The sequence below is a fragment of the Caballeronia sp. EK genome (genome assembly GCF_014384845.1).
GTDB lineage: Bacteria > Pseudomonadota > Gammaproteobacteria > Burkholderiales > Burkholderiaceae > Caballeronia > Caballeronia jiangsuensis.
In genome coordinates, this window is the sequence record NZ_JACSUE010000004.1 from 463,179 (window position 1) to 486,147 (window position 22,969).

General features: G+C 63.9%; 16 protein-coding genes. 10 read left to right on the forward strand and 6 right to left on the reverse strand.

Annotated elements, in window-relative coordinates:
* The first annotated feature begins 22 nt into the window (after positions 1 to 22).
* On the forward strand, positions 23 to 1,261 hold the full coding sequence (locus tag IAG25_RS14455; protein ID WP_375336518.1) for an FAD-binding oxidoreductase: 1,239 nt from the start codon (positions 23 to 25) through the stop codon (positions 1,259 to 1,261).
* Between the two features lie 128 nt (positions 1,262 to 1,389).
* Positions 1,390 to 2,244 (forward strand): glycine betaine ABC transporter substrate-binding protein, encoded by an 855-nt coding sequence (locus tag IAG25_RS14460; protein WP_187605448.1) that lies wholly within the window; start codon positions 1,390 to 1,392, stop codon positions 2,242 to 2,244.
* Positions 2,245 to 2,953: 709 nt separating this feature from the next.
* Here IAG25_RS14460 and purU read toward each other — a convergent pair.
* Positions 2,954 to 3,829, reverse strand: coding sequence for a formyltetrahydrofolate deformylase (gene purU / locus IAG25_RS14465; protein WP_187605449.1), 876 nt, complete (start codon positions 3,827 to 3,829; stop codon positions 2,954 to 2,956).
* A 119-nt stretch (positions 3,830 to 3,948) separates the two neighbouring features.
* The gene (locus tag IAG25_RS14470) at positions 3,949 to 4,860 is read right to left on the reverse strand and encodes a choline sulfate utilization transcriptional regulator (RefSeq protein WP_187605450.1); all 912 of its coding nucleotides are present in this window, start codon (positions 4,858 to 4,860) and stop codon (positions 3,949 to 3,951) included.
* A 108-nt stretch (positions 4,861 to 4,968) separates the two neighbouring features.
* Between IAG25_RS14470 and betC the strand changes: the two genes are divergently transcribed.
* Together betC and IAG25_RS14480 are read left to right on the forward strand one after the other, a co-directional pair.
* Positions 4,969 to 6,504, forward strand: a complete 1,536-nt coding sequence (betC, locus tag IAG25_RS14475) for a choline-sulfatase (protein ID WP_187605451.1) — start codon at positions 4,969 to 4,971, stop codon at positions 6,502 to 6,504.
* Between the two features lie 55 nt (positions 6,505 to 6,559).
* On the forward strand, positions 6,560 to 7,507 hold the full coding sequence (locus tag IAG25_RS14480; protein WP_187605452.1) for a choline ABC transporter substrate-binding protein: 948 nt from the start codon (positions 6,560 to 6,562) through the stop codon (positions 7,505 to 7,507).
* A 15-nt stretch (positions 7,508 to 7,522) separates the two neighbouring features.
* Here the strand turns inward: IAG25_RS14480 and IAG25_RS14485 are convergent, their stop codons facing one another.
* Positions 7,523 to 8,629, reverse strand: a complete 1,107-nt coding sequence (locus IAG25_RS14485) for a glycosyltransferase family 2 protein (RefSeq protein ID WP_304502662.1) — start codon at positions 8,627 to 8,629, stop codon at positions 7,523 to 7,525.
* Between the two features lie 346 nt (positions 8,630 to 8,975).
* On the opposite strand from IAG25_RS14485, the gene IAG25_RS14490 reads away from it, so the two are divergent.
* A complete protein-coding gene (locus tag IAG25_RS14490) occupies positions 8,976 to 10,124 on the forward strand; it encodes a porin (protein WP_187605453.1) in 1,149 nt (382 codons plus the stop codon).
* Here IAG25_RS14490 and IAG25_RS14495 read toward each other — a convergent pair.
* Positions 10,121 to 11,098, reverse strand: coding sequence for a GlxA family transcriptional regulator (locus tag IAG25_RS14495; RefSeq protein ID WP_187605454.1), 978 nt, complete (start codon positions 11,096 to 11,098; stop codon positions 10,121 to 10,123). The genes IAG25_RS14490 and IAG25_RS14495 overlap by 4 nt on opposite strands.
* 120 nt (positions 11,099 to 11,218) lie before the next feature.
* Complete coding sequence (locus IAG25_RS14500; protein WP_187605455.1) at positions 11,219 to 14,287, reverse strand: acetoacetate--CoA ligase; 3,069 nt, start codon at positions 14,285 to 14,287, stop codon at positions 11,219 to 11,221.
* A gap of 480 nt (positions 14,288 to 14,767) precedes the next feature.
* Here IAG25_RS14500 and IAG25_RS14505 point away from each other — a divergent pair, with 480 nt between their 5' ends.
* From IAG25_RS14505 to IAG25_RS14520, 4 genes are all read left to right on the forward strand, one after another.
* Positions 14,768 to 15,718: a choline ABC transporter substrate-binding protein gene (locus IAG25_RS14505; protein WP_187605456.1), complete on the forward strand. Its 951-nt coding sequence runs from the start codon at positions 14,768 to 14,770 to the stop codon at positions 15,716 to 15,718.
* 701 nt (positions 15,719 to 16,419) lie between these two features.
* Positions 16,420 to 17,349 (forward strand): 3-keto-5-aminohexanoate cleavage protein, encoded by a 930-nt coding sequence (locus IAG25_RS14510; RefSeq protein ID WP_187605457.1) that lies wholly within the window; start codon positions 16,420 to 16,422, stop codon positions 17,347 to 17,349.
* Positions 17,350 to 17,378: 29 nt separating this feature from the next.
* A complete protein-coding gene (locus tag IAG25_RS14515) occupies positions 17,379 to 18,326 on the forward strand; it encodes an L-carnitine dehydrogenase (protein ID WP_187605458.1) in 948 nt (315 codons plus the stop codon).
* 10 nt (positions 18,327 to 18,336) lie between these two features.
* Entirely contained in the window at positions 18,337 to 18,819 is a 483-nt protein-coding gene (locus IAG25_RS14520) for a thioesterase family protein (RefSeq protein WP_187605459.1), read from the forward strand.
* Here the strand turns inward: IAG25_RS14520 and IAG25_RS14525 are convergent.
* The gene (locus IAG25_RS14525; RefSeq protein ID WP_255503696.1) at positions 18,759 to 21,002 is read right to left on the reverse strand and encodes a heavy metal translocating P-type ATPase; all 2,244 of its coding nucleotides are present in this window, start codon (positions 21,000 to 21,002) and stop codon (positions 18,759 to 18,761) included. The two genes, IAG25_RS14520 and IAG25_RS14525, sit on opposite strands and share 61 nt — an antisense overlap.
* Before the next feature lie 390 nt (positions 21,003 to 21,392).
* Here IAG25_RS14525 and IAG25_RS14530 point away from each other — a divergent pair, with 390 nt between their 5' ends.
* A complete protein-coding gene (locus tag IAG25_RS14530; protein ID WP_187605460.1) occupies positions 21,393 to 22,865 on the forward strand; it encodes a DUF1254 domain-containing protein in 1,473 nt (490 codons plus the stop codon).
* The last annotated feature ends 104 nt before the right edge of the window (positions 22,866 to 22,969 follow it).

Genomic DNA, 22,969 nt, shown 5'->3' on the forward strand with positions numbered 1-22,969 from the left:
GCAGTCGTAGCAGGAGCAGAACATGATGCGCGATCAGGCTACGTTCGAGCCGACCCAAAGCCGCGTGACCCAGCCGAAATTCTGGGGAACGCTGCCCATGCGCTGGGACTGCGACACGGACGAGACGCTCGTCTGCTGTCACGTCCGGCAGGAAACGCACGACGTCAAAAGCTTTTTCTTCAAGGCGCCCGGCGAACGCACGTTCGTGTTCGAGCCGGGGCAATTCATCACGCTGGAACTCGATATAGACGGCGAGCAGATCAACCGCTGCTACACGATCTCGTCCGCGCCGACGCGTCCGCACACGATCTCCATCACGGTGAAGCGCGTGCCGGGCGGCAAGGTGTCGAACTGGCTGCACGATAACGTCGTCGCGGGCACTACCGTGCGCGTGCTCGGACCGTCGGGCGAATTCACGTGCGCGCGGCATCCGGCGCGCAAGTACCTCTTCTTGTCGGCGGGCTCGGGCGTGACGCCGCTCATGTCGATGAGCCGCGCGCATCACGAACTCGGCGACGATGCCGACATCGTGTTCGTGCACAGCGCGCGCACGCCCGACGACATCATCTTCGCGCGCGAGCTCGATCTGATCGCGTCGAATCACAAGAACTTCCGTACGTCGTTCGTGTGCGAGCGCATCGGCGCGCGCACGAGCTGGCCGGGCGTGACGGGCTTTCTGAGCCTGCCGTTGCTGAAGCTGATCGCGCCGGACTTTCTCGACCGCGAAATCTTCACGTGCGGCCCGGCGCCGTACATGAAGGCGGTGCGCGATCTGCTGGACGAAGGTGGTTTCGATCGCAAGCATTATCACGAGGAAAGCTTTTCGTTCGGCGTCGTCGAAGAAGTCGCGGCGGAACTGACGACTGCGCATGTCGCCGATGCGCTCGCGACGCAGACGGATTTCGTCGAAGCGCGTGAGGAAGCGGTCGGCTTCGAACCGGCGCCGATCGAAACGATCGAGCCGATCGTAGAGCCGGCGGCGGAACCGTTGATCGAAACGAAGTTCAAGGTGAACTTCGCGAAGAGCCGGCGCGACATCGAATGCGGCAGCGGCGAGCACGTTCTCGATGCCGCGAAGAAGGCGGGCGTGCGTCTGCCTTCGTCGTGCACGCAGGGCATGTGCGGCACCTGCAAGGTGAAGCTCGTGTCGGGCGAAGTGAGCATGAAGCATGCGGGAGGCATTCGTCAGCGCGAGATCGATCAGGGCATGGTGCTGCTGTGCTGCAGCAAGCCTTTGAGCGATCTCGTCGTCGACAAATAAGGTCCTCGGGCGACCCGGATGGGATGAGTCGTTTCTTGACAACTGAGTGTCGGAAAAGTGCGTTACGGGCTAATTCTGGCTGGTGATTCTGTTCGCTAGACGGCGTGGGGCCGCTAAGGGGAAACCAAATGAAACCGATGAGAAGAATGCTTGTGCTTGGAGCGATGACTGCCGCCCTCGCCGCGAGCTTTATGGCAAGCGCCGCAGATAAGCCGACGATCAAAATCGGTTACGTCGAGGGCTGGGACGATAGCGTGGCGACGTCGAATGTCGCTGCACGTGTCATCGAGAAGAAGCTGGGTTATCCGGTGCAGCTCGTACCGGTTGCGGCTGGCGTGATGTGGCAGGGCGTGGCGCGCGGCGATCTGGATGCGACGCTCTCGGCGTGGCTGCCGGTCACGCATGGCGCGTACTGGAACAACTTCAAGGCGAAGGTCGTCAATCTCGGTCCGAACTTTCAGGACGCGAAGATCGGCCTGATCGTGCCGGAGAATGTCGACGTCAACAGCCTGTCGGATCTCGAAGCGAAGAAGACGGAATTCGATTCGCGCATCGTCGGCATCGACGCGGGCGCGGGCGTGATGCAGAAGACGAGCGAGGCGATCAAGGCCTACAACCTCGACTACAAGCTGCTGCCGAGTTCGGGTTCGGCGATGACGGCGGAACTGGCGCGTTCGGAGGCGGCCAAAAAGCCGATCATCGTGACGGGCTGGAAGCCGCACTGGATGTTCGCGAAGTACAAGCTGAAGTTCCTCGAAGATCCGAAGAAGGTTTTCGGCGAGTCGGAGCACGTGGATAACGTGATCAATCCGGAGCTCGAGAAGAAGGCGCCGCAGGTGGTTGCGTTCTTGAAGAAGTTTCAGTGGAAGCCGGGTGAGATCGATAGCGTGATGCTTGCGACGCAGAATGGAGAGAAGCCGCAGGCGGCTGCGGATGCGTGGATCAGCGCGCATGGGGATCGGGTGGATAGCTGGACCAAGTGATTGGGTTTGAGCGTTGGGCAACGCTAAGCGCCGTGGGGGTTTTATACTCGCGGCGCTTTTTTTTGTCGCCGGATCCCGTTTTCTTTTTGGTTTATTAGCACTGCCCCTGTGCGGGGCGGCAGTCACTTTCTTTGCTGCTGCAAAGAAAGTAACCAAAGAAAGCAGCTCGTTTAAGCCCGCGGTCACACGCACGTTGGCCATGCTTGCCAGCCCGCGGTGGCCCTCGCCTAAGTGTCGCCCTCGCAGGACTAACCGGGCTTGGCTCGCGCACGGTCTGCCGCCCCAAATTGTTTGGAGCGCTGGTTCAGCACGAAAGAGCTTCGGCACAGCGCTGCGCGCTGCCGTTGGGTGTGCGAGGGAAACCATCGAAGAAGGAGCGCGCGCACACCCGATTGACCGGTCGGCCGCGTAGCGGGCCGGAGCTATTTGGTGCTGAACCAGCGCGCTGAAGGTTTTGGCTCGTCAGACCGTGCGCGGTCCAAGCCGCGTGAGACCTACGAGGGCACTCGCTACAGCCGGGCCATTAGGCCAATCGCCTGTGCCGCGGCCGGTGTGAAGTGCTTAGGCTGGGGATAGCTGTTTCTTTGGTTACTTTCTTTGCAGCAGCAAAGAAAGTGACCCCCGCCCCGGGGAGGGGCAGAGCTAATGGACCGACACGAAAACAGGATTCCACAAACACGCAAGCAAGCAGGCAAGCAACCCACAAAACCTACCGCAAAACCACAGTCCGTTCCCCATTGATAAACACGCGCCGCTCGATAAACGCCTTAACGGCCCGCGCCAGCGTAATACACTCCACATCACGCCCAGTAGCCAACAACCGCTCCGGCCCATAAGAGTGATCGACCCGCTCGACTTCCTGCTCGATGATCGGTCCTTCATCGAGATCATCGGTGACGAAGTGCGCGGTCGCGCCAATCAACTTGACCCCACGCGTATGCGCCTGATGATAAGGCTTCGCACCCTTGAACCCCGGCAAAAACGAATGATGGATATTGATCGCACGCCCAGCGAGCTTGCGACTCGTCTCACCAGAAAGAATCTGCATATAACGCGCAAGCACCATCAACTCGGCGCCTGAAGTCTCGAACAGATCGAGCAAACGCGCTTCCTGCTGCGCCTTGGTATCGGCGGTGATCGGCAGATGATGAAACGGCAAGCCATGCTGCTCGGCCAGATGAGCGAGATCGGTATGATTCGACCCAATGCCGACGATATCCATCTTCAGCTCGCCCATGCGCCAGCGGAACAGCAAATCGGCAAGACAGTGCTCCAGCTTCGACACCATGAGCAGCACCTTCGGCCGCACGGCGAGATCGTGCATCGCCCAGGTCATCGAGAAGCGCCCGGCGATCGGCTCGAATTCCTGCTTCAGCATCGCGAGATCGAGCGTCTCTTCGGGTCGCGCGCCATGAAACACGCAACGCACGAAAAAGCGTTCCGACAGATCGTCGTCGAAGACCGTGAATTCATCGATATAGCCGTGATGCCGCTCCAGAAAACCGACGATGGCGGCCACCTGCCCCGCCGCGCTCGGGCACGAAACGGTAAGCACCAGTTGATCAAAGCGGGAATCGGCTGCCATGCGTGCTCCACATTCGAATGGTTGCAGCGCCACGAAATGCGGCGAGCGTACGCGCTAGTAGAGCAAACGCGAGCACATCCGGGATAGAAGCGAACCGCCGCGCAGATAGTACGAAAGCGTCAGCCGGCCACGTCGCATTCGTCGAGCAGCCACTCGCTGAACGCGCGCACAGCCGCAGCCGGTTCGCGCGGCGTGACGAGCACGTAGCCGCGATCGGTGACGAGCGGCGCATCGCAGAGCGCGACGAGCTGGCCCGTCGCGATGAGTTCATCGATGAGCGGCGCCCAGCCGAGCGCGACGCCCTGGCCCATCACCGCCGCGTGCGCGACGAGCGCATAGCTGTTGAACGTGAAGCCGCCGTGCGTCGGCGGCGCGGCGAGGCCCTGTGCCTCGAACCAGGCGCTCCACGATAGCCAGCGCTCGGGGAAGGTCGGTTCGAGATGCAGCAGCGGCAGTCCGAGCAGATCGGCGGGCGAAACAGGCTCGCTTCTGCCTGCGATCAGCGCGGGGCTGCACACCGGCATCACGCGCTCCGCAAAGAGCTTGACGGCGCTTTTCGTGCCCCAATCGGCCTGCGTATCGCCGAATACGATGACCACATCCGCATGATCGCCCGATGCGCTCGGCAGGCTCTGCGACGTAATGATCTTCACATCGACATCGGGCATCAGCGCCTTGAATTGCGGCAGGCGCGGCATCAGCCAGTAAGTGGCGAAGCCGAAGTCCGTCGAGAGCGTAAGCGTGCGCTGCGCGTGACGTGAACGGATATCCGACGTGGCCGCGCGAATGAGATCGAGGCCCTGACGCACGGCATCGAAGAGACGCGCGCCATCTTCCGTGAGTGTGACGCCGCGATGCCCGCGCTCGAAGAGCGGCGCGCCGAGCGATTCTTCGAGCTGCACGACGCGCTGGCTCACGGCGGGTTGCGTCGAGCCCAGTTCGCGCGCCGCGGCCGTGAAGCTCGCGAGGCGCGCGGCGGATTCGAACATCGATAGCGCCTGCATCGGTGGCAGGCGGTCCGGCCGCGGCATAAGTGCTCCTTATATGCGCATAACGAAATGCCGTCTTCACAGTTGCAATCTGAACGGCAATAGTGACGCTGAACGCTCAATCAAAGATTCTATTCGAGGCACGCATTCATGCTTGAGACGAAACAAAATATCCTTGTGCTGATGGCCGATCAACTCACGCCCTTCGCGCTCTCCGCATACGGCAACCGTGTGACGAAGACGCCGCGCATCGACGCGCTCGCGCGAGAAGGCGTCGTGTTCGAATCCGCGTATTGCGCGAGCCCGCTGTGCGCGCCGTCGCGCTTCTCCCTGCTCGCGGGCAAGCTGCCATCGAATATCGGCGCATACGACAACGCCGCCGAGTTTCCCTCCGAAACGCTGACCTTCGCGCACTATCTGCGCGCCGAAGGCTATCGCACGATTCTCTCGGGCAAGATGCATTTCTGCGGTGCTGATCAGTTGCACGGCTTCGAGGAGCGTCTCACGACCGATATCTATCCCGCCGATTTCGGCTGGACACCCGACTGGCAAAATCCCGATGCGCGCCCGACGTGGTATCACAACATGAGCTCCGTCATCGATGCGGGGCCGTGCGTGCGGACCAATCAGCTCGACTTCGACGATGAAGTGACGTTCACCACGCGTCAGAAGCTCTTCGATATCGCACGCGAGCGCAATGCGGGCAGGGACGCGCGGCCTTTCATGATTGTCGCGTCGCTCACGCATCCGCATGATCCGTACGCCATTCCGCGCAAGTACTGGGACATGTACGCCGACGAAGATATCGACACGCCTTCGTATCGCGATTCGCTCGATGCATGCGATCCGCATTCGAAGCGCCTGCGTCACGTGTACGAAGCGGACCGCACGCCGCCGACCGACCGGCAGATCCGCAACGCGCGTCGCGCGTATTACGGCGCAGTGTCCTACGTCGACGATCAATTTGCGTCGATTCTCGAATCGCTGGAGCAGGCTGGCCTCGCCGACGATACGATCATCGTCGTCACGTCGGATCACGGCGAGATGCTCGGCGAGCGCGGCCTCTGGTACAAGATGACGTTCTTCGAAGGCGGCTGCCGCGTGCCGCTGATCGTGCATGCGCCGAAGCAGTTCAGCGCGCGTCGCGTGCCGGACTCGGTCTCGCATCTCGACGTGCTGCCGACGCTCGTCGAATTCGCGCGCGGAGAAGCGCCGCAATCATGGCCCGACAGCATCGACGGTCGGAGCCTCGTGCCGCATCTGCGCGCGACAGGCGGCCACGACGAAGCGATCGGCGAATATCTCGCGGAAGGCGCCATCGCGCCCATCGTGATGATCCGGCGCGGACGCTTCAAGTTCATCCACACGAGCGTCGATCCCGACCAGCTTTTCGATGTGAAAGCGGACCCGTTCGAACGCGAAAATCTCGCGAACGATAAACGGCACGCCGCGCAAGTGGCCGAATTCCGCGCGGAAATCGCGCGCCGCTGGAATCTCGATGCGTTGCATCAGGACGTACTGAAGAGTCAGCGTCGTCGTCATTTTCATTTCGCGGCGACGACGCGCGGCACGATTCAGTCATGGGACTGGCAGCCGCATGTCGATGCGAGCCAGCGCTATATGCGCAATCACATCGATCTCGACGATCTCGAAGCGATGGCGCGCTTTCCCGCCGTCGAGCACTGACGACGCGAGACGCGATTCCCACTTTCATCATCCCCATATCCGACAGGAACGCACCATGAAAAAGGGCTTCATTCATGCGCTCTTCGCCGCCGCGCTGGCGTGCGTGGCTTCTCATGCATTCGCCGCCGAGCCGCAGGCCTGCGCGCAGGTGCGCATGGCGGGGCCCGGCTGGACCGACATCGACGCGACCAACGCGATGAGCGGCATCGTGCTCAAGGCGCTGGGCTACCGGCAGAACGTCGCGAACCTGTCGGTGCCGATCACGTATCAGGGCATGAAGAAAGGGCAGATCGATGTCTTTCTCGGCAACTGGATGCCCGCTCAGGCGCCGCTCGTGAAGCCGTTCTTCGAGGAGAAATCGATCGACGTGGTGCGCCCGAATCTATCCAACGCGAAGTTCACGCTCGCGGTGCCGGACTATGTGGCGGCGGCCGGCGTGCACTCGTTCGCGGACCTCGCGAAGAACGCCGACAAGTTCGATAACCGCATCTACGGCATCGAGCCGGGCGCGCCCGCGAATCAGAACATCAAGCACATGGTCGATGACAAGGCCTTCGGCCTAGGTGACTGGAAGCTGGTCGAGTCGAGCGAGACCGCGATGCTCACGCAAGTGGAGCGGGCCGTGCGCGACAAGAAGTGGATCGTGTTTCTCGCGTGGGAACCGCATCTGATGAACACGAAGTTCAAGCTGGCCTATCTCGATGGCGGCGACAAATACTTCGGCCCGAACTACGGCGGCGCGACGGTCAATACCGTTGCACGCAGCGGTTACGAGCAGCAATGCCCCAACGTGGGCCGGCTGTTCAGGCAGATGGCGTTCAACGTCGATCTGGAAAACGGGGTGATCACCGAGGTGCTGGAGAAGAAGACGAATGTCGATGCAGCCGCGACGGATGCGCTGAAGCGTCATCCGGAACTGCTGAAGTCGTGGCTCGACGGGGTGACCACGGCGAGCGGCGGGAACGGCCTTGCAGCCGTTCAGACCGCGCTCGGCGTGAAGTGAAGGTGCAATGCCTGACTAGATGTCGAAACGGTCGAACGCCGCGCTGGTCGTGGGGGAAACGAAGTGGCGGATCAACCGCACATGCGACGCGTCGACGAGGTTGTTGTCGCGATAGATGTCGGCCATTTTGCCCAGGCGATCGATAAGCATTGCGTGGACCACGGACGTGTCCTGCCCGAAGTCACGAGGCTTCGCGACCATGAGCTTGTCGATTGCACGCACGATGGTGCAGAAGGCGTCGGTGGAGCCCGGATAGACCTCGAGCAACGGGATGACGATGTTTTCGACATCGCGCGCATCGAGATCGGGATACCAAAGCGACACGAGCCGACGCCGGGCCGTTTGAAGCCACGGCCCTGCTATTTCCGTCCGGCTGTTGGTGAAGCTGCCGCGATGGGACCGGTGCTCGGTGAGAACCTGGTCGACATTGGCGAGCTCGCCGCCGGCCGCCATGATCGAAGTGAGATAGTCCAGGTCTTCGGAGCTGGGGGCGCCCTCATCGAAACGGATGCCATGTTCCCGAACGAAGGCGCGCCGCACCATGAGCGTGCCCCCGCTGATGGTGTTCAGGCCGTCGAGGAGGCGCGCCTTGATGTTGCTGTCCTCCAAAAAGCAATGCGCGATGCCGTCCGGGACATCGCCGAATATGCGGACGTGCGACCCTGCCGCCGCGAGACGATCGTTTTCCCTGAAGGCAGCGACCTGAGTGGCCAGCCTGTGCGGGAGCGCTCTATCGTCCGAATCCAGGCGAGCGATGAAGTGGCCGCGAGCCGCGTCGAAGCCGGCGTTCGACGCGGTGCTGATGCCCTGGTTCCGGTCGAAGCGGATGAGGCGAATGCGCGGGTCGTCGCCGGCGGCCTGACGTGCAGCGGACAAGGTTTGATCGGCGGAGCCATCGTCCACGACGATGAGTTCCCAGTCTTCGAGAGTCTGATGCTGGATGGAGGCGATTGCTTCGCCGATGAAGGCTTCCGAATTGAACGCGGGAATGACGACGGTGACGAGAGGTGAAGAGGGCGAGGCGGTTTTATGCGTCATGGTGCTTGCGAGGACAGACAGGTCTACGAACGAAATAAAGATGATGTTGTCGGCTTTCGGCGGAATCGATTGCTGAAGCGACATGAACGAGATGCAGCTTTTTTACAGATTCGGAAGTATGGAAGCCAAGGCCCGCCACGCATATCGGGCATGTCCGAAATCGAAGTAGTTCTATCGACGCGAAACCTTGCATCGTTGGTCGCAACGGGACAGATTTGCGTCGCAACGGGTCGAGCCGCGACTTATATGGGGCCTTATTTTTAACAACGTCGACGCAAGCGTGTTTCTTCGCGTCCGATAGCGGCTCGAAGGCAGTCTTCCGCAGTTTCCGGCAACGTCAGCCTGGCGCATTGTCCTCTCGCCGCGCGCGCGAGGCAGGGCATCGCTTTTTCCAACGCAATATCGATCAAGACGAGCAAAGGACCAGCACATGAGAAAAGGACATGCCGCGAAGATTGCAGGCCTCGCGTTCGCAGCGGGCACGGCGAGCGCGCCGATGGCCGCGCATGCACAAAGCAGCGTGACGCTCTATGGCATTCTCGATGCGGGCGTCACCTGGGTGAGCAACACCGGCGGCTCGCACGTCGTCAAGTTCGACGACGGCATCTCCTACGGCAACCGCATCGGCTTTCGCGGCACGGAGGATCTGGGCGGCGGCTTGCAGGCGGTCTTCGTGCTGGAGTCGGGCTTTCATCTCGGCAATGGCCAGCTCGGATTCGGCGGCGCCGAGTTCGGCCGGCAGGCTTATGTGGGCCTGAAGAACCATTGGGGCACGGTGTCGCTCGGCAACCAGCTCGACATGACCGAGGAGTTCGTCTATCTCTACAACATCTCGGCGTGGGCGAGCGGCTACGCGATTCACCAGGGCGACTTCGACCGCATGAACGGCGACCGCCTGCCGAACTCGATCAAGTTCCTGTCGAACGACTTCGGCGGCTTTACGTTCGGCGGCATGTATTCGTTCGGCAATCAGGCGGGCAACTTCCATCGCAACAGCGCGTGGAGCGTGGGCGCGCACTATGCGGCGAACACCTTCAATGTCGGCGCGGCGTACACCCAGCTCAACAATCCGAACGGCATCTATGCGTTCGATCCCTACGCGATGATCGGCGCGCGCACCTTCCTCGGCCAGCCGACCGTCTCCGTCGATCCGACGACGGGCGCGGTCACCGATCTCTACAGCGCGAATCCGTTCCCCGTCGATAAACAAGGCGCGTTCGCGGTGGGCGCGGCGTGGACCATCGGCAATCTGATGCTGTCGGGCAACTTCACGTACACGACCATCAAGGGTCTCGGTCAGACCTCGCACATGCAGGTGTACGAAGGTGGCGCGTCATATAGCTTCATGCCCGACCTGAGTCTCTACGGCGGCTATCAGCACACGCGCTTCGAAGGCAATCACTGGAATCAGGGCTCGCTCGGCCTGCACTATCTGCTCTCGAAGCGCACCGACCTCTACGTGTCCGGCGACTATCTGCGCGCGTCCGGTCCGATCGATGCGGTGATCGGCTACAGCTTCACGCCGTCGTCATCGAATACGCAGGCCGATGTGCGTGTCGGCATGCGGCACTCCTTCTAGGCCGCGGCTAGCCGCGCGGGCAGGACGGCGCGCAATGCGCTGCGGTCCTGCCTCGGGCTCGTGTGAAAGCGCGCGCGATACGTGCGCGAAAAGTGCGACGGCGATTCGAAGCCGCACGCGACGCAGACGGCAAGAATCGACATGTCGGTCTGCTGAAGCAGTTCGCGCGCGCGTGTAAGGCGCAGGCCGAGATAGAAATGCGTCGGCGTGTCTTTCAATGACGAGCAGAAGAGCCGTTCGAGCTGACGCCGCGTCACGCCGATGGATTCGGCGAGCGCATCGGGCGACAGCGGCTCTTCCATATGCTGCTCCATCAGTTCGATCACCTGGATCAGCTTGCGGTTGTGGATGCCGTAGCGCGCGGCGATCTGCAGACGCTGGTGATCCGAGCGCTGCCTGATGCGCCCCAGCACGAACTGCTCCGACACTTTCGCGGCGAGGCTCGCGCCGTGCTCGCGCGCGATCACGTCGAGCATCAGGTCGATCGAGGCCGTGCCGCCCGCGCATGTGATCCGCCGCGTGTCGATTTCAAAAAGCTCCTGACTCGTCTCGATGGCCGGATAGCGTTCGCTGAACGCCGCCGCCGCTTCCCAATGAAGTGTCGCGCGCTTGCCCGCGAGCAGCCCCGCTTCGGCGAGGATGAAGCTGCCGGTATCGATACCGCCGAGCGTCGCGCCCGCACGGTCGAGCCGCTTCAGCCAGTCGCCGATCGCGCGCGTGTAGCCCGAGAGCGGCTCGAATCCCGACACGACGAACACGGTGCGCGCGTCGCTGACCTGGTCGAACGCGCATTCGGCATTGAGCGTGATGCCGTTGCTCGCGGCGACGGGCCCGCCATCGACGGTGAGGATATGCCAGCGATACAGGTCGCCCGCGAAGCGATTGGCGACTCGCAGCGGCTCGATCGCGGACATGAATCCGATCGACGAGAATTCGGGCAGCAGAAGGAAATGGAAATCGTTGGGAGCGGACATCGGATCGATCGATAAGGCCGGGTCGATGAGCAAGCCGTCCACATTATCAAGCGCAAAAAGCGCGCGCAATCCGGCGCGCCCCGTAGGGCGGCCGGATTGCATACTGACATCGAAGCGGGGTCAGGCGCTCGAGAGCGCGTTCGTGAGCGTCCGCGCGACGTTCGCGAGTTGCGGCTCGACGACGAGATCGGTGTGCCTGCCGTCGATCTGCATGACTTGCAGGCCGTGCTTCGCGACGCGCTGCCAGACCGGCAGCGGATCGCTGCGCGAGTTGTCGAGCAGGCTCGCGCGCACGTAGACGATCGGGCCGCCTTCGTAGCGGCGCGGCTTGTAGGTCGACATCGCGACGCGCATCGATTCGCGCACGCGCTGGAGCACGGGCGGCAGGCCGGCCGCTTCGGGTGCGGGCTTGTGCGCCTGCTTGCCCATGCGCATGCGCACGCGGTCGGTGATCACCGCCGCCTTGCCGCGCATGTAGCCGAGACGCTCGCCGGCTTCGAGCGCGCGCAATTCGCGCAGCCGGTCCACGACCACGGCCGCCTGATAGCGCGTCCATTGCGAGAAGGGCAGGCAGCGCGTATGAACGTACGTGTCGAGCAGACAGAGCATCTCGATCTTCTCGCCCGCCGCGACGAGCTGCTGCGCGATCTCGAACGCCACCAGGCCGCCGAACGAATAGCCGACGAGCGCATACGGCCCGCTCGGCTGCACTTCGCGCATGCGCAGCACGTAGCCGCGCGCCATCGCCTCGACGCTGTGCTGCGGGGCTTCATCGCCGTCGAGGCCGAGCGCCTGAAGGCCGTAGACGGGCCGTTCGTTTTGCAGCATGCCGGCGAGCGTCAGGCACTCCATCACCGAACCGGTGATGCTGTGCAGCATGAAGAGCGGCCGGCCGCTGCCCGCGCGCATCTGTACGAGGGTCGAGTCTCCCGCGCGCGTGTCCGGATCGGCGGCGAGAACGGAAGCGAGGCGCGCGATGGTCGGCGCGACGATCATCGTCGAAAGCGGCAGCGTGCGGCCGGTCGCGCGCTGCACGTCGGCGAGCATGCGCGCGGCGAGCAGCGAATGGCCGCCCAGTTCGAAGAAATTGTCGTCGCGGCCGATCGGCGAAAAGCTGAAATGCTGCTCCCAGAGCGCGCACAGATACGCTTCGATCGCCTCGGCCGAGTCGCCCGGCGCGGGCAGATCGCGTTTCATGCGCGTGAGCGACGGATGTTCGCGAATCTGATCGAGACACTCCGGATTGGCCAGCGACGACACGTTGCGCGCGGGCAGGCCGTTGACCGCATCGCGCGCGGCGGCTTCCGAAGGCTTGTTGTTGTGTGTGACGGGGAGGCCCTCGACCTTCACGATCACGTCGGGCACGAGCGCGGCGGAGCCCTGGCGCGTGAGTTCGCGGCGCACGCGCGCGGCGAGCGCCGCATTCAGTTGCTCGCCCGGCCGCAACACGAGCAGAAGCACGATGCGCTGGCCTGCATCGCCCGCGTTGGCGCCGGTCTGGGCGACTACCATCGCATGACGGATTTCGTGAATCTCGCTCAGGATGCGATAGATCTCGCCCGGGCTCACGTTGATGCCGCGCACGTTGAGCACGCCGTCGCTGCGGCCGTGCAGGCGCGCGGAGCCTTCCGGCGAGAACTCGATCACGTCGCCGTGCGTCCACACGCCTTCGTTGGCGGCGAAATACGCCTTGTGAAAGCGCGAGCCGTCGTCGTCGCCGAAGAAACCGAGCGGCCGCGACGGAAACGGATTCGTGCAGACGAGCTCGCCCGGCATGATCGTGCTCGCGCCCTGATCGAACGCCTGCACGTCGAGGCCGAGGCTCTTGCACTGCGCTTCGCCCGCATAGACGGGCAGATTCGGATTGCCGAGCACGAAGCAGCCGATGATGTCCGTGCCGCCCGAAATCGATTGCAACTGCAACTGCTTCACATGGTCGTAGACCCACTGGAACTGCGAGTCGTAGAGCACGGCGCCGGTCGACATCATGCCGCGCAGCGCGGACAGATCGAACTGCGCGGCGGGCTCGATGCCCGCATCCTCGCTCATCTTCAGATAGGCGGGACTCGTGCCGAAGACGGTCGCGCGCTCGCGGGCGACGAGGCGCCAGAGCGTGTCGACGGCGGCGACGGGACCGTCGTAGGTAACGATCTCGACGCCCGACGCGAGCACCGACATCTGCCAGTTCCACATCATCCACGAGCAGCTCGTGTGGAAGAAGAGCTTGTCGCCGGGACCGAAGTCGCTGTGCAGGCGATGCTCCTTCACGTGTTCGAGCAGCGTGCCGCCCGCGCCGTGCACGATGCATTTGGGCTTGCCCGTCGTGCCCGACGAAAACATGATGAAGAGCGGATGATTGAACGGGAAGCGCGTCCATGCGAAACGCATCGCGTCGCCGCTCACGATCAGCGCGTTCAAATCATGATGACGCTGGGTCACCGTGCTCGGCAGTTCCGTGTCGTCGAGGCAGACGATGTCCGTGAGCGTCGGGAGTTGCGCGGCCACCGCGGCGACGTGCCCCGAGAGCGAGCCGCCGGTGTCGAACGGGCGCTGCATCGTGTGTGCGAACATCATCGTCGGGTCGAGCGGCGCGAAGCGATCGAGAATCGCCTGCACGCCGTTTTCCGGCGCGGCTGTAGAAAGCGTTGCGCCGAGCGCGGTCACGGCGAGCGCGGCGGTGATCGCTTCGCAGTCGTTGCGCATGATCGCGACCACGCGGTCGCCGGGCTTGAGGCCGAGTTCGGAGAGCGCCTGCGCGAGGCGCACGACGCGCTCGCGCAACTCGCCGCGCGTGTACGTGACGCGGCGGCCATCGGCGAAGCACGATGTGATGGCGGGGGCGTCATCGGGCGCAATGCGTTTGCCGAGCAGATTTTCTGCGTAATTCAGTTCGACGTTGGGGAAAAACCGTGCGGTTTCGCATTGATTGCCGATGCAGACCGGTTCATCCGATCCCGACCATTCGAGTCCGTGCGCCGATTCGAGAAAGCATTTCCAGAATTGCCGATATTCACGGGCTGAATAGACATGCAATGCCGAATAGTCAGCGAAGTGCTGGCCGGTCGCTTTCTGGAAGGCCTCCGTAAAGGCCGTCATGCGCGATGCGGAAATCTGGTCGGCGGAAGGCGAGAACAGCGGTTCGCGTGCGTACAGCCGCGCGCTCTCTCGGATGGCGTCTTGACGGTCCATTTTCCAGGCACCTTTGATTTGGAAGCGTGTAGTAAACAGCTGTGCTCGACGGCGTCGCAGGAAACCTCTCCATTTCCTATGGCCGAGCCATCGCCGAGCCGAGCATAGCCCTTTGCCGGCACATTACCCGGTTAGAAATCCTTGCTATGTGCGACCAACCACAGAGACCGTGGCGTTTCGGAAAAGATTGCCCTTGCACAAGCGGGTCGGACGTGTTTTCCGATGCTGAAGGGCGGGAATGAGCGCGTATTCGTTCCAGACTCATCGTTTCAATGCGCGTTAACACTATGGTGCGAAATCGCCGGATATGAGCAAGCGCGTCGCGCGAAAGAGCATCCACAACGGCAATGTGCGGGGAGGTCGCAAGCGGTCAAGTCACGGTCGCAGGCGGGCGTTCGGGCGCCTTTATGCGGCGGTACTTTTGATGCACGCCGGCACTCGAACCGGCGCATCGATTCAACCCTCAACGGAAGGCTCGTCATGACACAACGCCTGATTTCCACTTTGCTGGTCGCCGCCGCGGGCGCCGCGTTCGCCGTCGCGCCGGGTGCGCACGCGGAGGATGCGAGTTGCCGCACGGTGCGCTTCGTCGATATCGGCTGGACCGACATCACGTCGACCACGGCGCTCGCATCGGTCGTCTTCGAGGGACTCGGCTATGCGCCGCGGACCACGGTGGCGTCGGTGCCGATTTCGCTCGCGGGCCTGAAGAGCAAGCAGATCGACGTGTCGCTTGGCTACTGGTGGCCGGTGCAGCAGAAGGCGGTCGAGCCGTTCCTCGAAGCGAAGAGCATCGAGAAGCTCGAACCGCCGAATCTGTCGGGCGCGAAGGCGACGCTCGCGGTGCCGTCGTATGCGTATGACGCGGGCATCAAGACGTTTGCGGATATCGCGAAACATCGCGACGAGCTGGGCGGGACGATCTTCGGCATCGAGCCTGGCAGCAGCGCGAACGCGAAGATCCAGAAGATGATCGACACCAACCAGTTCGGGCTTGGCGGATTCAAGCTGGTGCAATCGAGCGAGGCGGGGATGCTGGTGACGGTCGAGCGCGCGATCCGCGAGAAGAAACCTGTTGTGTTTCTCGGCTGGGAGCCGCATCCGATGAACATTCAGATGAAGATCAACTATCTCGCTGGCGGCGATGAGGTGTTCGGGCCGAATTATGGCGAGGCGCGGGTCTATACGCTGACTAATACGGATTTCCTGACGCGATGTCCCAATGCGGGGAAGTTCGTTTCCAATCTGCGCTTTACGACGGATCTGGAGAATCGGCTGATGCAGCCTGTCATGAATAAGGAACGGCCTGCTGAAGCGGCGAAGGCTTATCTCAAGAAGAACCCGCAGGTGTTGAATGCCTGGCTTGCAGGCGTCAAGACCGTTGATGGGAAGGATGGGTTGCCGGCGGTTCGGCAGTATTTGGGGCTTTGAGGATTTTGTTTTCGCCGGATCCCGTATTCGTGGTGGTCTATTAGCACTGCCCCTCCCCGGGGCGGGGGTCACTTTCTTTGCTGCTGCAAAGAAAGTAACCAAAGAAAGCAGCTCGTTTAAGCCCGCGGTCACACGCAGTTTGGCCATGCTTGCCAGCCCGCGGTGGCCCTCGCCTAAGTGTCGCCCCCAAAGGCCCAATCGGGCTTGGCTCGCGCACGGTCTGACGAGCTAGACGTTTTAGCGCGCTGGTTCAGCACCAAAGAGCTTCGGCACAGCGCTACGCGCTGCCGTTGGGTATGCAAGGGAAACTGTCGGTGCGCGTATGCAGTGGATTGAGATGGCGGCGTTAGCAACGAAGCACACGCAAACCCGATTGACCGGTCGGCCGCGAAGCGGGCTGGAGCTATTTGGTGCTGAACCAGTTTGTTGTGTGGTGCGATGAGTCAGACCGTGCGCGGTCCAAGCCGCGTGAGACCTACGAGGGCACTCGCTACTGCCGGGCCATTAGGCCAATCGCCTGTGCCGCGGCCGGTGTGAAGTGCTTAGGCTGGGGAGAGCTGTTTCTTTGGTTACTTTCTTTGCAGCAGCAAAGAAAGTGACTGCCGCCCCGCATAGGGGCAGAGCTAATAGACCGACACGAAATCAGGATTTCACAAAGAAAGAACAGGAAAACTAATCAAATCACAAAAGGAGCGAAAACCGTGAACTACGAAGTGATAGTGACATGCGCAGTGACCGGCGCCGGCGACACGACGGCCAAACACCCGTCAGTCCCGGTAACACCGAAGCAAATCGCCGAGGCAGCAATCGAAGCGGCCCGCGCGGGCGCAACCGTCGCCCACTGCCACGTCCGCGATCCCAAAACCGGCCGAGGCAGCCGCGACCCCGCGCTATACAGAGAAGTAGTAGACCGCATCCGTTCGTCGGAAACCGACGTCATCATCAACCTGACGGCAGGCATGGGCGGCGACCTCGAAATCGGCCCGGGCGAAGACCCGATGCGCTTCGGCAAGGGCACGGATCTCGTCGGCGGCCTGACGCGCCTCGCGCATGTCGAAGAGCTGCTGCCCGAAATCTGCACGCTCGACTGCGGCACGCTCAACTTCGGCGACGGCGACTACATCTACGTATCGACGCCCGCGCAATTGCGCGCCGGCGCAAAGCGCATTCAGGAACTCGGCGTGAAGCCCGAACTGGAAATCTTCGACACGGGTCATCTATGGTTCGCGAACCAGCTACTGAAAGAAGGCCTGCTCGATGACCCGCCGCTCTTTCAACTGTGCATGGGCATTCCGTGGGGCGCGCCGCCCGACACCGGCACGATGAAAGCGATGGTCGATAACCTGCCGCCCGGCGCGCACTGGGCTGGCTTCGGCATCGGCCGCATGCAGATGCCGATGGTCGCGCAGGCGATGCTGCTCGGCGGCCACGTGCGCGTCGGTCTCGAAGACAACCTGTGGCTCGATCGCGGCGTTCACGCGACCAACGGCTCGCTCGTACAGCGCGCCGTCGAAATCATCGAACGTCTGGGCGCACGCGCGCTCACGCCCGCCGAAGGACGCAGGAAGCTCGGCCTTCCCCCGCGCGGCGAACGTCCTCTGGACAAGCGCAGCGCCGAACAATTCGCCTGAATCCAAGAGAACCCAAAGGACACATCGACATGCAAGTGAAGCAATTCGCCGCGCTCGGCGCGGGTGTGATCGGCAGCGGCTGGGTAGCGCGCGCGCTCGGAGCAGGGCTCGACGTCACCGCGTGGGACCCGGCGCCCGGCGCCGAGGCGCAGCTTCGCGCGAACGTCGCGAATGCGTGGCCGGCGCTCGAACGCGCCGGGCTGGCCAAGGGCGCGTCGCCGGAGCGGCTGCGTGTCGTATCGACGGTCGAGGAATGCGTGGCCGATGCGGACTTCATCCAGGAAAGCGCGCCCGAGCGCGAGGAACTGAAGCTCGCGCTGCACGAGCGCGTGAGCCGCGCGGCCAAGCCCGATGCGATCATCGCGTCGTCCACATCCGGGCTCCTGCCGAGCGAGTTCTATGCGCGCGCCGTCAATCCGGAACGCTGCGTGGTCGGCCATCCGTTCAATCCGGTGTATCTGCTGCCGCTCGTCGAAGTGCTCGGTGGCGAAGCGACCTCGGGCGAGGCGATCGATGCGGCGATGAGCTTCTACGTATCCATCGGTATGCGGCCCTTGCGGGTGCGCAAGGAAGTGCCGGGCTTCATCGCGGATCGCTTGCTCGAAGCGCTCTGGCGCGAGGCGCTGCATCTCGTGAACGACGGCGTCGCGACGACCGGCGAAATCGATGACGCCATCCGCTACGGCGCGGGCATCCGCTGGTCGTTCATGGGCACGTTCCTCACCTACACGCTGGCGGGCGGCGAGGCCGGCATGCGACACTTCATGCAGCAGTTCGGCCCCGCGCTCGAATTGCCGTGGACGAAGCTCGTCGCGCCGAAGCTGACCGACGAGCTCATCGACCGCGTGGTGGACGGCACGTCGCGGCAGACGAACGGACGCGGCATCAAGGAACTGGAGCGTTATCGCGACGACTGCATCGCGAGCGTGATCGAGGCGATTGCGCAGGCGAAAGCGCGTCACGGCATCGAAGACTAGAGGAACCACGATGATCTATCGCGACACGGTCAAGCCCGAATGGGTCGACTACAACGGCCATCTGCGCGACGCGTTCTACATGCTGATCTACAGCCTCGCGACCGACGCGTTCATGGACCGCATCGGTCTCGACGACGCGGGCCGCACCGCGAGGCAGCGCACGCTGTACACGCTCGAAGCGCACATCAGCTATCTGCGCGAGATCAAGGAAGGCGCGGCGGTGCGCGTGGAAGCGCGGGTGGTCGCGCATGACAGGAAGCGCGTGCATCTCTATATGGAGATGTTCGAGGGCGATGCCGCCGAGCCGGTGTCGGCGTGCGAGCAGATGATGATGCACATCGATTCGAGCGGCGCGCCGAAGTCCGCATCGTTCGATGAAGACATCGCCGCGCGCATCGCCGCCGAGCCGGCCGTCGCGCTGAAGGACGCGCGTTACGCCGGCCGCGTGATCGGTTTGCCGGCGCGCGCTTCGTCGGCCGCCGCGCCGGCCTGAGCGCGCCACGTTCTCAGCAGGAGCGCGTTGGTCACCACGCTCACGCTGGAGAACGCCATCGCCGCGCCCGCGAACATTGGATCGAGCAAGCCGAATGCCGCGAGCGGAATGCCGATCAGGTTGTAGACGAACGCCCAGAAGAGGTTCTGCTGGATCTTGCGGTAGGTGCGCCGCGAGATGTCGATCGCATCGGCGACGAGCGCCGGATCGCCGCGCATCAGCGTGAGGCCGGCCGCTTCGATCGCCACATCGGTGCCGCTCGCCATCGCGATGCCGATGTCGGCGGCGGCGAGTGCGGGCGCGTCGTTGATGCCGTCGCCGGCCATCGCCACGATGCCCTTGCCCGACGCCTTCAGTTGCGCGACAACACGCGCCTTGTCCTCGGGCAGCGTCTGCGCGAACACGAGATCCGATGGAATGCCCAGCGCGCGCGCGACGCTGTGCGCGCTGCCTTCGTTGTCGCCGGTGACGAGCGCGCTTTGCACGCCCATGCGCGCGAGGCGTTCGATCGCGGCGCGCGCGGTCGGCTTGATCGTGTCGCCGAACGCCATCAATGCGAGCACGCCGCCATCGAGATCGATGAGCCAGGAAATCGTATTGCCCTGCGCTTCGAGTTCGCGCGCGCGTTCGGCGAGCGTCCGCGGAACGTCGAGCTTCAGTTCCGCGACCCAGCGCGCGCTGCCGATCGCGATGCGCCGCGCGCCGACTTTCGCCTCCACGCCGCGCCCGGCGACCGCGCGCGCCGCGCTCGCATCGAAACGCGGCGCGTCGTTAGCGGCGGCGACGACAGCCTTCGCCAGCGGATGCTCGCTCATGCGCTGCACGGCGGCGGCGAGCCCGAGCGCTTCGGTCCGATCCTGCCCGTGCGCCGCATCGAACGCGACGAGGCTCGGGCGGCCGGCGGTCAGCGTGCCCGTCTTGTCGAACGCGACAATGCGGATCGCATGCGCCTGTTCGAGCGCCTGCGCGTCCTTGATGAGAATGCCTTGGCGCGCCGCGACGCCGGTGCCGGCCATGATCGCGGTCGGCGTCGCGAGGCCGAGCGCGCACGGGCAGGCGATCACGAGCACTGCGACCGCGTCGAGCAGCGCAGTTTCCGCGCTCGCGCCGTGCAGCAGCCAGCCGGCGAGCGTGACGAGCGCGATCGCCAGAATCGCCGGCACGAAGACCGCCGACACGCGATCGACGAGCCGCTGGATCGGCGCCTTCTCCGCTTGCGCCGATTCGACGAGCCGGATGATGCGCGCAAGCGTCGTTTCCGCGCCGATCGCCGTGGTTTCGATCGCAATCACACCTTCGCCGTTGATCGAGCCGCCGGTCGCGCGTGCGCCCGGTTCCTTCGCGACGGGCAGGCTTTCGCCCGTGATCAGCGATTCGTCGATATGCGTGCGGCCCTCGCGCACGATGCCGTCGACCGGCACACGCTCGCCCGGCCGCACGATGGCGATATCGCCGACGCGCACATCGGCGAGCGCGACTTCCCGTTCGCGCGCCGGGTCGTCGCGGTCGCGCACGCGTGCCTTGTCGGGACGCAGCGCATTGAGCGCGCGGATCGCGTCGGTGGTCTGCCGTTTCGCGCGCGCTTCCAGCCACTTGCCGAAGCGCACCAGCGTGATGACCACCGCCGACGCCTCGAAGAACAGATGCTCCGTCATGCCGCCGTGCGCGAACATCTGATAGACGGACAAGCCCCAGGCCGCCGACGTGCCGAGCGCGACGAGCAGATCCATGTTGCCCGCGAAAGCCCGCACCGCGCGATAGCCGCCGACATAGAAACGCGCGCCGAAGCCGAACTGCACGACGCTCGCGAGCACGAGTTGCAGCCACGGGTTCAGCGCGAGACCGAACATCGGCGCGAGCAGCGGCACGGTGAGCAGGGCTGCGGCGAAGACCGCGGCGAGCTCGCGATCGAATGCGGGCGGCGCAGCGGCGGCGGGCGCGGCTTCGGGCAAAATCGGCGCGGCGTCGTAGCCGGCTTTCGCGACGGCGGCGACGAGCTGGTCGTCGGTCACGGCGCCGTTCGCGTGCACGGTCGCCTTCTCGGTGGCGAGATTGACCGCCACGCTCTCGACGCCCGGCACGCGCCTGAGCACTTTCTCGACGCGCGCGACGCACGACGCGCACGTCATGCCGCTGACGGCCAATTCCGCGGTTCTCGGTTTCTCGGATGTTGCTGTGGACATGGTGAAACGCTCCGGTCTGGCTGGGATCGCGAAGATCCCTCACGAGACGAGTATCGACCTTCCAATGATTGGAAGGTCAAGGGCGGAATGAACGGCGTCGTGCGATCGCGGAACGCATCGGAAATAATCGTATTCGAAGGACGAAACGCGCGTCATTCAGTGCTTTTAGGCAGCATCTAGTGCATTCTTCGATTTGCCGGAGCGCTTTTATACGCTTCGTCTTGCCTATAGTCAGCGGATAAGTTAAAACCCGAATTTCGAGATAATGCTCGCGGTGCGCCGCGCGGGGATTCGAGGCGGCGTCGAGCCGTTCGCGAGCGTGCCGTGAATCGATCCCGGATCGAGTCGCGCGAGAACCCAAATCGAAAGAAGAACCGGATTTCCATTCGAATGAAGAACAACCGACGCTGGACTTTTCCGCTCAACCCCGCGATCTGGATGAGCGTGAGTCTCGCCGGCATGGCGGTCCTGGCTGGCTGCGCGACCAGGCAGCCGGAGGTGAAACCGACCACCACGGGCTGGGTGAAGAATCAGGTCGCCGACTCCTATACGTTCGGCTTTCCGCTCGTCGCCTCCGATATCGCCCGCGAACGTGCGAGCGGCCGCGCCGGTCAGCCCGGTCAGCCCGGCCAGACGCCGCTCAACACGTTCCGTCATGCGAGCGCGTTGCCGTCCGCCGGCGCGGCTGGCTGGCCGAGCGTCGACACGCTCGAATCGACCGCCTGGCTCGATGTCTCCGCCGATCCGGTGATCGTCTCGCTGCCCGCCGCGCCGCGCGGCCGCTATCTGGATGCCCGCGCATTCGATGCGTGGACCAACGCGCTCTACTCCAGCGCCGACACGACGCCGTATCCGAAGATGCAGCTGATCGCGTTCGTGCCCGCGGGCTGGACCGGCACGCTGCCTGCCAACGCGACGCGCGTCGAGACGCGCACGCGTTACGTGTGGCTCTCGGTGCGCGTGCGCGTGAACGGTCCGCGCGATGTGCCCGAGGCGCGCAAGCTGCAGACGTCGATGCACATCGACACGCAGACGCCCGCGAAAGGCTCGGCGGCCGATCCGACGCCGGCGGTGGCCGGCGCGTGGCCCGCGAACGGCGCGCGGCAGCCTGCGGTGCCGCCGTTGCCGTCCGCGCTGGCGACCGTCGCGCCGGGCGCGCAGGCGGAGGCGCTCGACGCGAACGCGTTCTTCGCGCGCCTGGCCCGCTCGCTCGACGACAATCCCGCCGCCACCGACGATGCGCACGCGATGAGCCAGCTCGCCGATCTCGGCGTGAAGCCCGGCGAGCCGGTGCAGTTCAAGAAGACCGATGCGCCGCTGCTCGATTCCGGCCTCGCCGATGCGCGCGAGCGGCTCGCGACGGTGCCGCCGAACGCGATCACGAAGAACGGCTGGACCTGGTTCGGCGATGGCGTCGGCATCTACGGCACGGACTACACGCTGCGCGCGTATCTCGCACGCCGCCAGACCGCGACGAGCACGAAGGAAGGCGAAGTGAAGCCGGTGACGCGCGTGGACAGCGAGGGCCATGCGCTCAATGGCGCGAACGCGTACACGCTGCACTTCACGCCCGACCAGTTGCCGCCGGTGCGCGGCTTCTGGACCATCACCGCCTATACGAAGGACGGCGCACTCTCGGACGAAAAGCTGCCGCGCCTCTCGCTCTCCGACCGCGACCGGCTGAAGAAGAATCGCGATGGCTCCATCGACGTGATCGTGTCGGCGAAGTCGCCGGGACGCGCACGCGACGCGAACTGGCTGCCCGCGCCCGATGGCGAGTTCCAGCTCGCGATGCGTCTCTATGCGCCGAGGCCGCAAGCGAGCGACGGCTCGTGGGCGCCGCCGCGCGTCGAGCGCCGGTGAGTCTGCCGCGCGAAAGCAACCGGACCGAAACATAAAGGCCGCGATTTTTTCGCGGCCTTTATCTTTTGATGCACGGTTTGGCGAACGTTTGCGGGCCGCCTCGT

Excerpts from the sequence above, each read along its gene's own strand:
- purU (WP_187605449.1), bottom strand. The coding sequence starts at position 3,829 with ATGGCAGCCGATTCCCGCTTTGATCAACTGGTGCTTACCGTTTCGTGC.
- IAG25_RS14480 (WP_187605452.1), top strand. The coding sequence starts at position 6,560 with ATGAAAAAGGGCTTCATTCATGCGCTCTTCGCCGCCGCGCTGGCGTGC.
- betC (WP_187605451.1), top strand. The coding sequence starts at position 4,969 with ATGCTTGAGACGAAACAAAATATCCTTGTGCTGATGGCCGATCAACTC.
- IAG25_RS14485 (WP_304502662.1), bottom strand. The coding sequence starts at position 8,629 with ATGTCGCTTCAGCAATCGATTCCGCCGAAAGCCGACAACATCATCTTT.
- IAG25_RS14490 (WP_187605453.1), top strand. The coding sequence starts at position 8,976 with ATGAGAAAAGGACATGCCGCGAAGATTGCAGGCCTCGCGTTCGCAGCG.
- IAG25_RS14505 (WP_187605456.1), top strand. The coding sequence starts at position 14,768 with ATGACACAACGCCTGATTTCCACTTTGCTGGTCGCCGCCGCGGGCGCC.
- IAG25_RS14470 (WP_187605450.1), bottom strand. The coding sequence starts at position 4,860 with ATGCCGCGGCCGGACCGCCTGCCACCGATGCAGGCGCTATCGATGTTC.
- IAG25_RS14500 (WP_187605455.1), bottom strand. The coding sequence starts at position 14,287 with ATGGACCGTCAAGACGCCATCCGAGAGAGCGCGCGGCTGTACGCACGC.
- IAG25_RS14455 (WP_375336518.1), top strand. The coding sequence starts at position 23 with ATGATGCGCGATCAGGCTACGTTCGAGCCGACCCAAAGCCGCGTGACC.
- IAG25_RS14525 (WP_255503696.1), bottom strand. The coding sequence starts at position 21,002 with ATGTCCACAGCAACATCCGAGAAACCGAGAACCGCGGAATTGGCCGTC.
- IAG25_RS14515 (WP_187605458.1), top strand. The coding sequence starts at position 17,379 with ATGCAAGTGAAGCAATTCGCCGCGCTCGGCGCGGGTGTGATCGGCAGC.
- IAG25_RS14520 (WP_187605459.1), top strand. The coding sequence starts at position 18,337 with ATGATCTATCGCGACACGGTCAAGCCCGAATGGGTCGACTACAACGGC.
- IAG25_RS14460 (WP_187605448.1), top strand. The coding sequence starts at position 1,390 with ATGAAACCGATGAGAAGAATGCTTGTGCTTGGAGCGATGACTGCCGCC.
- IAG25_RS14495 (WP_187605454.1), bottom strand. The coding sequence starts at position 11,098 with ATGTCCGCTCCCAACGATTTCCATTTCCTTCTGCTGCCCGAATTCTCG.
- IAG25_RS14530 (WP_187605460.1), top strand. The coding sequence starts at position 21,393 with ATGAAGAACAACCGACGCTGGACTTTTCCGCTCAACCCCGCGATCTGG.